The organism is Streptosporangium sp. 'caverna' (assembly GCF_003203775.1).
In the GTDB taxonomy this organism is placed as follows: domain Bacteria; phylum Actinomycetota; class Actinomycetes; order Streptosporangiales; family Streptosporangiaceae; genus Streptosporangium; species Streptosporangium subroseum.
The window spans coordinates 474,412-487,799 of the sequence record NZ_CP029711.1; the positions used below are offsets into that span (position 1 = coordinate 474,412).

At 68.7% G+C, this 13,388-nt stretch carries 7 protein-coding genes; all 7 read left to right on the top strand.

Going from position 1 to position 13,388, the window contains the following annotated elements:
* The first annotated feature begins 20 nt into the window (after positions 1-20).
* The gene (locus tag DKM19_RS02280; RefSeq protein ID WP_110694272.1) at positions 21-914 is read left to right on the top strand and encodes a carbohydrate ABC transporter permease; all 894 of its coding nucleotides are present in this window, start codon (positions 21-23) and stop codon (positions 912-914) included.
* Positions 911-1,741 (top strand): carbohydrate ABC transporter permease, encoded by an 831-nt coding sequence (locus DKM19_RS02285; RefSeq protein ID WP_110694273.1) that lies wholly within the window; start codon positions 911-913, stop codon positions 1,739-1,741. Before DKM19_RS02280 ends, DKM19_RS02285 begins: the two co-directional genes overlap by 4 nt.
* The gene (locus DKM19_RS02290; protein WP_110694274.1) at positions 1,738-4,329 is read left to right on the top strand and encodes a glycoside hydrolase family 2 protein; all 2,592 of its coding nucleotides are present in this window, start codon (positions 1,738-1,740) and stop codon (positions 4,327-4,329) included. Before DKM19_RS02285 ends, DKM19_RS02290 begins: the two co-directional genes overlap by 4 nt.
* Entirely contained in the window at positions 4,326-10,991 is a 6,666-nt protein-coding gene (locus DKM19_RS02295) for a discoidin domain-containing protein (RefSeq protein ID WP_110694275.1), read from the top strand. The genes DKM19_RS02290 and DKM19_RS02295 overlap by 4 nt, the downstream gene beginning before the upstream one ends.
* Positions 10,992-11,248: 257 nt before the next feature.
* Complete coding sequence (locus DKM19_RS02300; RefSeq protein WP_162641225.1) at positions 11,249-11,719, top strand: GNAT family N-acetyltransferase; 471 nt, start codon at positions 11,249-11,251, stop codon at positions 11,717-11,719.
* A gap of 265 nt (positions 11,720-11,984) precedes the next feature.
* Positions 11,985-12,317 (top strand): hypothetical protein, encoded by a 333-nt coding sequence (locus DKM19_RS02310; protein WP_110694277.1) that lies wholly within the window; start codon positions 11,985-11,987, stop codon positions 12,315-12,317.
* Positions 12,318-12,387: 70 nt separating this feature from the next.
* On the top strand, positions 12,388-13,230 hold the full coding sequence (locus DKM19_RS02315) for a TIGR03621 family F420-dependent LLM class oxidoreductase (protein WP_110694278.1): 843 nt from the start codon (positions 12,388-12,390) through the stop codon (positions 13,228-13,230).
* Positions 13,231-13,388: the final 158 nt, after the last annotated feature.

Genomic DNA, 13,388 nt, shown 5'->3' on the forward strand with positions numbered 1-13,388 from the left:
ATGCCCGAAGGAAACGCACGATGTCCCTGACCAGTACCCGCGTGCATTCGCCCCGGGTCCTCTGGCTGACCGTCCCGTCCCTCGTGTGGTTCGCCGTCTTCTCGGTCGGCCCGCTCGCCGCCATGTTCGTCATCGCCACGCTGCGGTGGAAGGGGCTGCTGTACGAGCCCACGTACATCGGCCTGGAGAACATCGGACGCGTCTTCGCCGATCCGACGTTCCACGCCGCGGTGCGCAACAGCGTGATCCAGGTCGCCATCGCGATCCCGGTGATGATCCCGCTGGCCTTCATGCTCGGTTACCACCTCACCACCAAGCCGCGCGGTTACCGGATCCTGTCGGTGCTCTACTTCTCGCCGGGCCTCATCTCCATCTCCATGACCGGGATGATCTTCTACGGGGTGCTGTCCCCGAACGGCGGGGTCAACGGCCTGCTGCGCGGCATCGGCCTCGACTCCTGGGCCACCGCCTGGCTCGCAGACCCGAGCACCGCGCTGCCGAGCCTCATCGCGATCGACCTCTGGCGTGGCATCGGCTGGACCGCGGTGCTGTTCGCCGCCCGCCTGGCGAGCCTGCCGGCCGAGGTGATCGAGGCGGCCCAGATCGACGGCGCCGGGCGGATGCGCATCATGTGGCGGATCGCCTTCCCGATGGTGAAGGACTACGTCCGCACGCTGGCGATGCTGCAGTTCCTCTGGACGCTGTTCACCTCCGCCGCCCTGATCCTCCTGCTCACCAAGGGCGGGCCCGGCACCTCGTCGACCACGTTGTCGTACCTGGTCTACGCCAAGGCCTTCTCCCAGCGGGATCTCGGTTACAGCCAGGTGGTCGGCGTCGTGCTGCTCCTCCTCGGCGTCGCCGGGATGCTCCTCATCCGCGCGCTGCTGCGCGGTTCCGAGAAGGACTTCCGATGAACACACCACGCCGTACCCGCAGCCCTCTGGCGACGGTCCTGTCCTGGTTGTACGTGCTGATCCTGGGGATCCCGCTGTACTACCTCGTGGTCAGCGCCATGAAGTCCAACATCGAGATCTTCACCCGGCCGTTCGCGCTGCCGGCGAACTGGTTGTGGGAGAACTTCGGCACCGCCTGGCAGACCGCCGACCTGGGGCGCGCCCTGCTCAACTCCGTACTCGTCTCGCTCGTGGCCATCGCGCTGACGCTGGGCCTCGCGGTGCCCGCGGCGTACGCGCTGGCCCGGACGGACAACCGGCTCGCCCGCGTGATCACGGGCACGTTCTCCGCGGGATTCCTCATCCCGCCGTTCGCCGCGCTGATCCCCACGGTGGTCCTGGCGATCCAGATGGGGCTCTACGGCACCCGCGAGTTCCAGATGCTGTTCCTGCCCGCGAGCGCGCTTCCGCTGTCGGTGCTCCTCCTCACGCAGTTCATGCGCACGGTGCCGCAGGCACTGGTGGAGTCGGCCGCACTCGACGGCGCCGGGCACTGGCTGCTGCTGACCCGGGTCTTCGTGCCCATCGCGATGCCGGGCGTCGTCAGCGTGACGATCCTCCAACTCCTCACGTTCTGGAACGAATACCTGTTCTCACTGACCATCACCGGCACCGGCCCGGACGTGCGGACGGTCCAGGTCGCCCTGCCGATGCTCGTCTCCGACGCGACCAACCTCGGCGTTCTCGCCGCCGGCACCGTGCTCACCGTCCTGCCGGTGTACGTCGTGTACTCGCTCATGAACCGTCGCATGCAAGAAGCACTCACCGCAGGGGCAGTCAAGGGATGATAGAGATCACCACAGAGGCAACCACCTCCGCCGCCACCCGGCTCGACCTCGGTGGCGAGTGGGAGCTGACCTGGTCGGCGGGCCCGGACGACGTCCCCGAGGCCGCCCGCACGGCGGCCATCCCCGCGCGGGTGCCGGGCGAGGTGCACACGGCGCTCCTCGCCGCCGGTCTCCTCGCCGATCCCGACGTCGGGTGGGGCGAGCCGGCGCAGCGGTGGGTCGGCCACTCGCACTGGGTCTACCGGCGCCACGTCCAGTGGGCGCCGACGCCCGGGGCCTGCACCGACCTCGTGGCCGACGGCCTCGACACGATCGCCGACGTCTACGTCAACGGCCGGCGGGTCGGGGCCGCGCGTGACCAGCACCTGGCGTACCGGTGGCGCGTGGACGACGCGCTGCTGCCGGGCGACAACCTCGTCGAGGTGCGCTTCGCCTCGGCCTGGGACGCCGCCCGCGAGCACGAACGCGAGCACGGCCCGCTGCCGAGCCCGTACGACGAGCCCTACCCGCACGTGCGCAAGTCCGCGGCCAACTTCGGCTGGGACTGGGGACCGCACTACGTCACCGCCGGCATCTGGCGCGACATCCGGCTGGAGACCTACGTCGGCCGGATCGACCACGTCCGGCCGCTCGTCCACCTCGACCCCGACCACGCCGTCGCCCACGTGACGGCGCACGTGCGGGTGGACGCACCCGAAGGCTCGGACGTGCGCGTCGACCTGACCGACCCGGAAGGACGGCCCGCCGGGTCGGCCGTCGGCACCGTCGTCGGCGACGAGGCGGCCATCGTCCTGCGCGTCGACGACCCCGACCTGTGGTGGCCGGTCGGCCTCGGCGCGCAGCCGATGTACCGCCTCCGGGTGGAGCTTGAGCACGCCGGCACGGTGCTCGACTCCACCGCCGTCCGGGTGGGCCTGCGCAGCGTCGCGGTCGACGAGACCCCGGACGAGCTCGGGACGCGCTGGGCGCTCGTCGTCAACGGCCGGACCGTGCGGGTACGCGGCTACAACTGGATCCCCGACGACACCCTCGCCAGCCGCGCCACGCCCGAACGGGTGGCGCGGCGGATCGACCAGGCCGTCGCGGGCAACGCCAACCTCCTGCGCGTCTGGGGCGGCGGCCACTTCGCGACCGAGGAGTTCCTCGACGCCTGCGACGAGCGCGGTGTCCTGGTCTGGCACGACTTCCTCTTCGCCTGCGCCGCCTACAGCGAGGACGCCGAGATGGTCGAGCTGGTGACCGCTGAGGCGGAACAGGCCGTCGCGCGGATGTCGGCCCACCCGAGCCTGGTGCTCTGGTGCGGCGGCAACGAGACGGTCCTCGGCTGGCACCACTGGGGGTGGACCGACCAGGTCGGGCTGCGCGGATGGGGCGCGCGCTACTACCTCGACGTGCTGCCGGGCGTCCTGGCCCGCCTGGATCCGACGCGGCCCTACGTGCCCAACTCGCCCTGGTCGGGCGCGGTCGACCGCGATCCGCTCGTCGACACGCACGGCCTGAGCCACCTGTGGGACGCCTGGAACGAGCGCGACTACGCCCACTACCGCGACCACGACCCGGCGTTCGTCGCGGAGATGGGCTGGTGCGGTCCCGCCGCGTGGACCACGCTCGAACGCGTCGTCGTGGGCGAGACGCCCGGGCCCGACTCGCCGCAGACCCGCCACCACCTGCGCGCGATCGACGGCGTGCACAAGCTGACCCGCGGTCTCCAACCGCACGTTCCCACCCCTCGCAGCGACGCGGACTGGCACTTCGCGACCCAGGTGGTCCAGGCCCGCGCGGTCTCGGCCGGCGTCGAGTGGCTGCGCTCGCGCGAGCGCTGCGGCGGGGTCGTCGTATGGCAGCTCAACGACTGCTGGCCGGTGATCAGCTGGTCGGCCGTCGACAGCGAGGGCATCGAGAAGCCCCTCTGGCACGCCCTTCGCCGCTCGTTCGCCCCCCGGCTGGCCACGGTCCAGCCGGTCAGCCCCGGGCCGACCCACGACCCCACCGGCGACGAGGGTCTCGTGCTCGTGCTCGTGAACGACGCGGACGCCACCTGGCGTCCCGACGTCCTCATCCGGCGGGTCGGGCTGGACGGCCGGGAGCACGCGCGGACGCGGGTACGGCCCGACTGCCCGGCCGGCGGCCTCGTCCGGCTGGCCGTCGACCCCGAGGTCGCTCGGCCCGCCGACCCGCGGGCCGAACTGCTCGTCGTCGACGCCGACGGGGTGCGGACCACCTGGTCCTATCGCCCGGAACGGGAAACGACGGCCCCGCGGCCCGAGCGCACCGTCGACGTCTCCGTTGTCGACGGCGCGCTGCACGTCACGGTCACCGCCGTGACCGTGCTGCGCGACGTGTGCGTGTCCGCCGACCGGCTCGCCGAGCCGCTCGGTCTGGAGCCGCCCTCGCTCGCCGTGGACGACGCCCTCGTCACGCTCCTGCCGGGCGAGAGCCATGTGTTCCGAATCATCCGCCGAGACGGCCGCGCGATCCCTTCGGACCGTGCCGCCGCTCTCCCCACCGCACTGCTCGACGTCTTGATCCGGTCCTTCGGGGAGGTCACCGGCTCCGCTGGGAATTCGCTCAACAAAGGAACCCCATGAAACAACTCCGAAGGACCCTCAGGGTCGCGCTGGGCGCGATACTCAGCGCCGTCGTGGTCACGGCGGCGGCGGTGCCGTCGATCGCGGCGGTGCAGGCGGCCCCGGCCGGTCGCCAGATCCACGTGGCCAAGGACGGAAAGGACACCAACGCCGGTACGGCGGCCGCGCCGTACCTGACGATCAACCACGCGGCGCAGGAGGCGCAGCCCGGCGACACGGTGGTCGTCCACGCCGGGCTGTACCGCGAGACGGTCAAACCGGCACGCGGTGGCAACGATGAGACGAGCCGCATCACCTACACGAACGCCGGCGACGGCGAGGCGGTCATCAAGGGCTCGGAGGAGGTCGACACCTGGGTCAGGCAGAGCGGCGACGTCTGGAAGGTCACCCTGCCGGCCACCTTCTTCGGCGACTACAACCCCTACGCCACCGGGCAGCCCCAGGGGGGCGAAGGCGGCTCCTTCCCGGGCTACACCGCGGGTGACGTCTACCTGAACGAGCAGGCCTACTACGAGAAGGCCTCGCTGGACAAGGTGGCGGCCGCGCCCGACACCTGGTACTCGGAGGTGTCCGGCGGCGCCACCGTCATCTACGCCAACTTCGACGGCGCCGACCCGAACGCCAAGCTGGCGGAGATCAACGTGCGCCGGCAGGTGTTCGCGCCGGACGCGTGGGGCCTGGGCTACATCACCGTCCACGGGTTCACCGTCAAGCACGCGGCCGGCACCTACTCCGACTTCCCGAGCAGTCCCTCCCGGCGGCAGGCCGGCGCCATCAGCGTCAACGGCGGACTGAAGTGGATCATCGAGAACAACACCGTCGTCAACGCGCGCACGATCGCCATCGACATCGGCCTCGGCTGTGACGAATGGGCCGGCAACCGGCCCGGCCAGACACGGACGAACTTCCGCGACACCGACAAGTACGGCTCGCACATCGTCCGCAACAACTACATCGCGAAGTCCGGCCAGTCCGGCATCGCGGGTGTCTTCTCCTGGAATTCCGACATTCAGTACAACATGATCGAGGACACGAACTACCGCGGCGAGTTCAGCGGCGCGGAGACGGCCCCGATCAAGGTTCACTACATGAACGAGGGGCTCATCAAGGGTAACTACATCAAGAACTCAAAGGGCGGCAACTCCGCCGGCATCTGGACGGACTGGGGAAACCAGAACGTCCGCATCACCGGAAACATCGTGATGAACAGCCCGTGGGGCTACTACGCGGAGGCCGTCCACGGCCCCATCCTCGTGGACAACAACGTCTTCATCGGCAACAGCGACATCCGGATGCTGGACGCCACCGGCGTCGTGTACGCCAACAACCTGCTCGTCGACAACGGCCGCATCAACGTGGACGGCGGCGGCAGGGACGCCTACTACTTCCAGCCGGGCACGATGAACGAGACGACCGCGCCCACCTCCGTCCAGAAGTTCTTCTGGTACAACAACCTGGTCCAGGGGTCGACGCTGCCGGCCGACGCCCCCGGCAAGACGCAGGTCAAGGAGGGCAACTCCACCGGCGCCCTGTCCGACATCCAGGTCACGGCGACCAACCGTGAGGTGAAGCTCGACTTCGACCTCGACGCCTCCGGCATCAGCGGCCTGACGCCCGTGACGAAGGCCCGGGTCGGCGTCATCCCGAACGCCGGCGAGAGCATCGCCGCCGACGTGACCACCGACTTCTTCGGCAACCCGATCAACGCCGGAAACGTCATGGCCGGACCGTTCGCCGGCGCGAAGGACGGCGCCAACTCCTTCACGCTGTGGCCGCCTGCGGGACAGACCGTGCCGACGCCGCCGGCCCCGCCGGTCGACGTGCCGGTCAACCTGTCGCGGAACCCCGACGCGAAAGCCGTCGCCTCCTACCAGGACGGCAACCTGCTCGCCGCGAACGCGATCGACGGCAACGGCTCGTCGCGCTGGTCCACCGACCACAGCAACGACCCGAACGCCTGGATCTACGTCGACCTCGGTGACAAGTACGACGTGTCCAGGGCCGTCCTGTCGTGGGAGGCGGCCTACGCGAAGTCGTACAAGATCCAGGTCTCGGACGACGCGGAGAAGTGGTCGGACGTCTACACGACCACGACCGGCGGTGGCGGCGTCGAGACCGTGCCGATCCGCAAGACCGCACGCTACGTCCGCATGCAGGGCGTCCTGCCGAACACGCCGTACGGATACTCCCTGTACGAGTTCGAGGTGTACGGCATCCCCACCGTGCCGGAAGCCCCGGTCAACGTCGCGCTGAACCTGCCGCCGTCCGCGTACACGGCGTCGTCGCAGTCCAACGACGGGAGCGGTGAGCACGACAGCCAGCCGCAGAACGACCGCTCCGCGTTCCGCGCGTTCGACGGCAACCCCGCCACGCGCTGGGGCTCAGGCGGCGGGGACGCCAACTGGATCCAGGTGGACCTGGGCAGGACGCACGTCCTCGACAAGGTCGTGCTCACCTGGGAGTCCGCCTACTCCTCCACGTACAAGATCCAGACATCGGAGGACGGTGGCAACTGGAAGGATGTCCGTTCCCACGACGACTCCTCGCCCACCGGCGACCACACGGACGAGATCGCGCTCGACCCGCCGGCGGAGGGCCGCTACGTCCGCATGCAGGGCACCAAGGCGGCGACGCAGTGGGGCCTGTCGCTGTACGAGTTCGAGGTGTACGGCACGGTGAAGCCGGCCGACACCGCCCCGGACTGGCCGATGTCGGCGCAGCTCCAGGTGAGCGCGGTGACGGGCACCTCGGCGACCGCCACCTGGCCCGCCGCGGCCGACAGCCAGGCGGTGACCGGCTACAAGGTCTACCTCGGCCAGGCACTGAAGACCACGCTGGGAGCGGACGCGCGCAGCTACGCCGTGACAGGTCTGGCCGCCGGCCGGACCTACACCGTGAAGGTGACGGCGCTCGACGCGAACGGCAACGAGAGCGGCGGCCTGACGAAGACGTTCACGACGTCCGGCAACCCGGCGACGAGGGCGCTGTCCACCTCCTACCCGCGCACCTACGCGGACTGGGAGGACGGCCTGCTCGCCGGCGACGGCAAGCAGGGCATCATCGTCTTCGGCGACCCGAACGACGAGACGGTCGTCTTCAACGACCGGGACTTCTTCATGGCACGGTCGGAGGCCCGTCCGCATCGGACGTTCAACGCCGTCAGCCAGGCGAACATCAAGAGGATCCGGGACCTGGTGATCGCCGGCAGGTACCAGGAGGCCAACCAGCTCGCGGCCGACGTGCAGGGATACCAGGGCGGCGGCGAGGGCAGCAAGCACCCGGGCTTCAAGATGACCCTCCAGTCGCCGGCCACCGGTGAGGTCGTCAACTACGTCCGGTCCACCGACTACTCCTCTGGCGTCGTCTCGGTGAACTGGAGCGACGACAAGGGCGACTGGAAGCGCGACTCCTTCGTGTCGCAGACGGACGGCGCCACCGTCCAGTATCTGCCGGCCCCGGCAGGGCAGAAGCTCGACGTCAAGCTCGGCCTGTCCATCGACCCGGGCATGAACCTGCTCAACAAGGGCCTGACGGCCGTCGACAACTCCACCGTCGACTTCCTCAACCTGCGGGTGAAGTACCCGAACGGCAGCTACAACGCCGGGTACGAGGGCGTCACGCGGATCGTGACGGACGGCGTCAAGACGATGTCCGGCACCGACGTGCAGGTCACGGGCGCGACCTACGTGACGCTGCTGTCGCTGACCCAGCGCTACGACGGCACGTACGAGGGCGGCGTCCCCGCCGAGCAGGAGTGGAACAAGCGGCTCCTGCAGACGAAGCTCGCGGCGCTCTCCGGCGACTACCAGACGCTGCTGAGCCGCCACGTGGCCAAGCACAGCGAGATCTTCAACCGCGTCTCCGTCGACTTCGGGGCGAGCCCCGAGGACCGCTCGAAGTCCAACGAGGAGCTGCTCGCCGCGCAGAAGACCGCGACGACGCCGAACCTGGCGCTGTTCGAGCGGATGTTCAACTCCGGCCGCTACCACCTGCTCGCGTCGAGCAGCCCGACGGCCGCGCCCGACCTGCTCGGCAACTGGACCGGCGACAGCAACGTCGGCTGGGACGGCTACTACCACCTGGACGCCAACCTCAACCTGCAGATCTCCGGCGGCAACATCGGCAACATGCCGGAGGCGATGCAGGGCTACTGGTGGCTCAACAAGCAGTGGCAGGAGGACTTCCGGACCAACGCCCAGAAGCTGCTCGGCACGCGGGGCATGCTGACGGGCGGCAACACGCCCAACGGAGAAGGCCTCATCTCCAACATCAACTTCGACTACCCGTACCAGTACGTCACGGGCGGCGAGTCGTGGCTGCTCTACCCCTTCTGGGAGCACTACCAGGTGACGGGGGACAGGAAGTTCCTCGAGGAGCAGTACTACCCGCTGATCCGGGACATGGGTGACTTCTACGAGGACTTCCTCGTCGAGAAGGACGCAGGCGGCAAGTACATCTTCGCCGGGTCCATCTCGCCGGAGAACCGGCCGGCCGGCGGCGTGCCGCTCTCCGTCAACTCGGTCTACGACATCTCCGGCGCCCGGTTCGCGCTGTCGACGCTGATCGAGACGAGCAAGCTGCTCGGCAAGGACCAGGACAAGATCGCGGTCTGGCAGGAGAAGCTCGACAACCTGCCTCCGTACCTGGTCAACAACGACGGCGCGCTGGCCGAGTGGGCCTCGCCGGACCTGGCGAACAAGAACAACTACCAGCACCGGCACTCCAGCGGACTGATGCCCGTCTGGCCCTACCAGGAGATCACGCCGGAGAAGAACAAGACGCTGTTCGACGCGGCCAAGGTGTTCCTGCAGAAGAAGGACGGCGGCAACTACGAGAACGCCGGCCACGGCCTGTTGCACGGTGCGCTGATCGCCGCCGACCTGAACAACGCCGAGTCCGTCAACGCGAAGCTGATGCGGTTCGCCAAGGACGACTACTACTACAGCAGCCTGTCGACGTCGCACTACAACAACCACGGTGTGTTCGCCACCGACGTCGTCAACTCCGTACCGACGATCATGATGGAGATGCTGGCCAAGACCGATCCCGGCACGCTGGAACTGCTTCCCGCGCTGCCCAAGGGCCTGAAGAAGGGCTCCATCTCCGGCATGCTGGGCAAGAGCCGGTTCAGCATCGACGACCTCGACTGGGACATGGACACCCGCAAGGTGAAGGTGACGTTGACCTCCGACGTCGACCAGAACCTCACGCTGATCCAGCGCGCCGGCATCGAGGCGATCACCAGCGCCGAGGTCCAGGTCCAGAACTCGCCGCTCGGCGGCATCGCCCGCGTCCTTCCGCTGAAGAAGGACCAGACGGTGACGCTGGAGCTGACGCTGAAGGACACGACGCGGGTCAACCTGGCCCAGGGCAAGACCGCGCGCGCCTCCTCGGAGTCCAGCGGCGATCTCGCCGCCGCCAAGGCGTTCGACGGCGACCCGGCCACGCGCTGGAGCGCCGATGAGAGCGCGGACAGCTGGCTCCAGGTGGACCTGGGCGGCATCTACGCCCTCAACGAGGTCGACCTGAACTGGGAGGCCTCCTACGCCAAGGGCTACAAACTGCAGGTGTCGATGGACGGAGCCAGTTGGAAGGACGTCCACACCCAGTCCGACTCACGCGGCGGCACGGAGAAGATCCCGGTGAGCGCGCTGGGCCGTTACGTGCGGATGCAGGGCGTGCAGAAGTCCGGCGAGTGGGGCTACTCGCTCTACGAGATGGAGGTGTACGGCCAGGAGGCGCCGAACATCGCCCTCGGCAAGACGGCGACCGCGTCCTCGGCGTCGAACGCCCAGCAGACCGCCGTCGCCGCCTTCGACGGTGACGGCACGACCCGCTGGGGTGCGAGCGAGAGCGCGGACAACTGGCTGCAGGTGGACCTGGGCGACACGTACACCGTCTACCAGGTCGCCATCAACTGGGAGGACTCCTACGCCAAGGGATACAAGCTGCAGACCTCTCCCGACGGCCAGAAATGGGCGGACGCGTTCACCGAAACCGCGGGTAACGGCGGCACGGACCTCATCGACCTGAACGCCGACACCCGGTACATCCGGATGCAGGGCACCGCGAAGGCCGGCCAGTGGGGCTATTCGATATACGAGATGAAGGTCTACGGCGCCCTCCCGGACACCGGGACCACCGTCCTCATCTCCGGGGTCGCGGACGGTGTCGAGTACGGCGACAGCCAGGACGTGACCATCGCCTGGGAGGTCGCCGGCGCCGGCGTCAAGACCGTGACCGGCACCCTGGACGGCCGGCCGTTCACGTCCGGGACCGTCCAGCCGCTCCACAGGCTGGCCCTGGGCGACCACACGCTCACCGTCACCGTCGAGGCCCAGCCCGGCGGCACGTACGAGCAGTCGGTGGCGTTCACCACCGTCACCTCGACCGACGAGATCTCCGCCCTGATCGAGCGGCTCCAGGCCGCCGGCCAGCTGTCGCCCACCGGTGCCGCGAAGCTCCAGGACAAGATCTCCAAGGTCATGGTCTCCGAGGACAAGGAACGCGAGCGCGACAAGAAGAAGATCGTCAAAAAGCTTGACCGCTTCATCGAGGCGGCCAACGACCCGAAGACCATCTCCGACTCGGCGGTGAAGGCGACGCTCATCCGCGACGCCAACGCACTGATCGTGGACAACGGCGGTACGCCCGTCGTCTGAGCCCGACCAGGCTTTCGCCCTGGTGCTCCTCCCGAAGGGGGTGCCCCGCAACCCGCGGGGCACCCCTCTCGTATTTCCCGCCGGGCCTCTGTCCAGCCGTTCGCGGACGCGGAGGCTGAGGCAGCGCTCAAGACCCTGATCATCGTGGACACCCCCGACGGGTGCCTCGGGTACGGCGGTGGTGCAGGTCTGTGGGCGGGTAAGTCCTGGTGAAGATGCTCTTTTTTATGGCGGGGTCGAGGTGCCATGGTGGCCTCATGGCAGATGAGCTTCGGGTGGAGATTCGTCGTTACGAGAAGGCCGATCATGACGCGGTGATGGCTCTGGCTCCGCGGCTCACGGAAGGGGTGGCCGCCTGGCGTGACTCCATCGCGGTAGCGGACGCCGCGTGTGGCTGGGTCAGGGATTCGGTGAGGAGAGCCGAGGACGACAGGACGACGGTGTTCGTCGCGGAAGACGCCGGCGGAGTCGTCGGATTCGTCAGCGTCACCGAACGATCTCACTTCACCGGCGAGACGGACGGTTACATCGGAGAACTCGTCGTCGCACACGGCAGGGAGCGGCTTGGTGTCGGCCGGGCGTTGATCGAGGCCGCCGAATCCTGGGCGAAGGATCGGGGGCATGCTCGGATCACGCTCGAAACAGGGGCGGCCAACACGAACGCTCGACGCTTCTACGCCGCTCTGGGCTACAGCGAGGAAGAGGTACGGCTGAGCAGGGCGCTCTGAATCGGAGACGGGGCGTCGTTCACCCGTGGCCGTACGGCCACCTCGCCCCGCAGCTCCTTCCCGGAGTCCGCTACCGCCGACACCTGCTCTGGCGCTACTCGCTCATTTGGACCAAGCCGGCCAACGTCGAGACTTCCGTGCCCGCGGAGGGGTTCTGCGCCACGCCACCGGCACGGCGGTCAGCGGGCATGGATTCCAGACGCGATCACTACGCCGGCAGCGTCGATTTTGACGCATTTATTACTAAAGGGTGTTGGGGAGGCCCTTGGTCGGGTCCCATGATCTTCGCCATACGGGCAACCTGCTCGCCGCCGAGCCCGGTGCGGGACTCAAGGACCTGATGACCCGGATGAGTCACGACACCGTACGCACCGCGATGATCTGCCGGCACGCCGTGCGGGGCGCCGGCAGAACGATCACGGACGCGATCGACCGGCAGGTCGTCGGGCGCGACGTCGAGCCGGCCACCGGGGAGTGGGGCGCACGGTTCAACACCACCCGCCCGCACCCGGCGATCGGGCACCTCCCACCCGAGGAGTACGAGGCCGTCTACTACGCTCGACACCACCCCAGCCAACTCACCGGAATCGGCCATTGAGGTCTCCGTCGAGCTCGGGGCGGTTCGGGTGGGATGCCGTACACACGTAGGCGTCTTTCGGAAGGTTGTCATGAACGCTCGATCGTTCCGGTTCGGGGTCAGTCTTCTCAATGTCGGTTCTTCCCGCTCGGGCTGGCGTGCCCGAGTCCAGGAGGCCGGGGATCTGGGGTACGACGTCCTGCAGGTGCCCGACCACCTCGGCGCACCGGCGCCATTCCCCGCGCTGGTGGCCGCGGCCGATGTGACCGGCATCCGGCTGGGGACGTACGTGCTCAACGTCGGCGTGGTGAGCCCGGCCTACCTCGCCCGGGACGTGGCCGACACATACCGGCTCACCGATGGCCGGCTCGAACTCGGTCTGGGCGCCGGCTACGTGCCGGAGGAGTTCGCGGCGGCGGGCCTGTCGTTCGGCACGCCGGGATCGCGTCTGCGCAAGCTCGAGGAGGTCCTCACGAGGGTTCGGGAGCTGCTGGCGGCCGAGGCCGACACGCCGCGACCGCCGATCATGCTGGCCGGTGCGGGCGACCGTACTCTCACGCTGGCGGCGCGTAGCGCCGACATCATCAGTTTTTCAATCGCGGCCGGCTTCGGCGCGGGCACCCCGGAGCAGGCTCTGGGCGCCCGCGTCCAGCGTGTCCGGGAGGCGGCCGGCGAGCGGATCGCCGACATCGAACTCAATCTCTTCGTGGCCGGCGTCGGCCACCAGGTGGCCGACATCGATCTCTCGGTGATCAGCTCGGCCACGGGCATGTCGGCTGGGCAACTGGCCGAGTTGCCCGGCGTCCTGGTCGGCTCGCCGAGGCAGATCGCTGACACCCTGCTGCGTTACCGCGAGGAGTTCGGCATCAGCTACATCAGTGTCCTGGAGGGTCACATGAGGACGTTCGCCGAGGTCATTCCGCTGCTGCGGTGACCGCGGATGTCCGTTCGGGTGTGGTGGACATCAATGCCGCGGATGTCCGTTCAGGCGTGATGGGCATCGATGCCGCGCCTGTCTCCGCGCCACCGGCGAAGCTGCGAACTCCAACAAGTGCGGCTGTTGTCGAACGGACCATTGTCCGTATCGTCGCC

What these genes read in the sequence shown, in the direction of transcription:
- DKM19_RS02285 (WP_110694273.1), top strand. Translation starts at nt 911, where the DNA reads ATGAACACACCACGCCGTACCCGCAGCCCTCTGGCGACGGTCCTGTCC.
- DKM19_RS02290 (WP_110694274.1), top strand. Translation starts at nt 1,738, where the DNA reads ATGATAGAGATCACCACAGAGGCAACCACCTCCGCCGCCACCCGGCTC.
- DKM19_RS02280 (WP_110694272.1), top strand. Translation starts at nt 21, where the DNA reads ATGTCCCTGACCAGTACCCGCGTGCATTCGCCCCGGGTCCTCTGGCTG.
- DKM19_RS02295 (WP_110694275.1), top strand. Translation starts at nt 4,326, where the DNA reads ATGAAACAACTCCGAAGGACCCTCAGGGTCGCGCTGGGCGCGATACTC.
- DKM19_RS02300 (WP_162641225.1), top strand. Translation starts at nt 11,249, where the DNA reads ATGGCAGATGAGCTTCGGGTGGAGATTCGTCGTTACGAGAAGGCCGAT.
- DKM19_RS02315 (WP_110694278.1), top strand. Translation starts at nt 12,388, where the DNA reads ATGAACGCTCGATCGTTCCGGTTCGGGGTCAGTCTTCTCAATGTCGGT.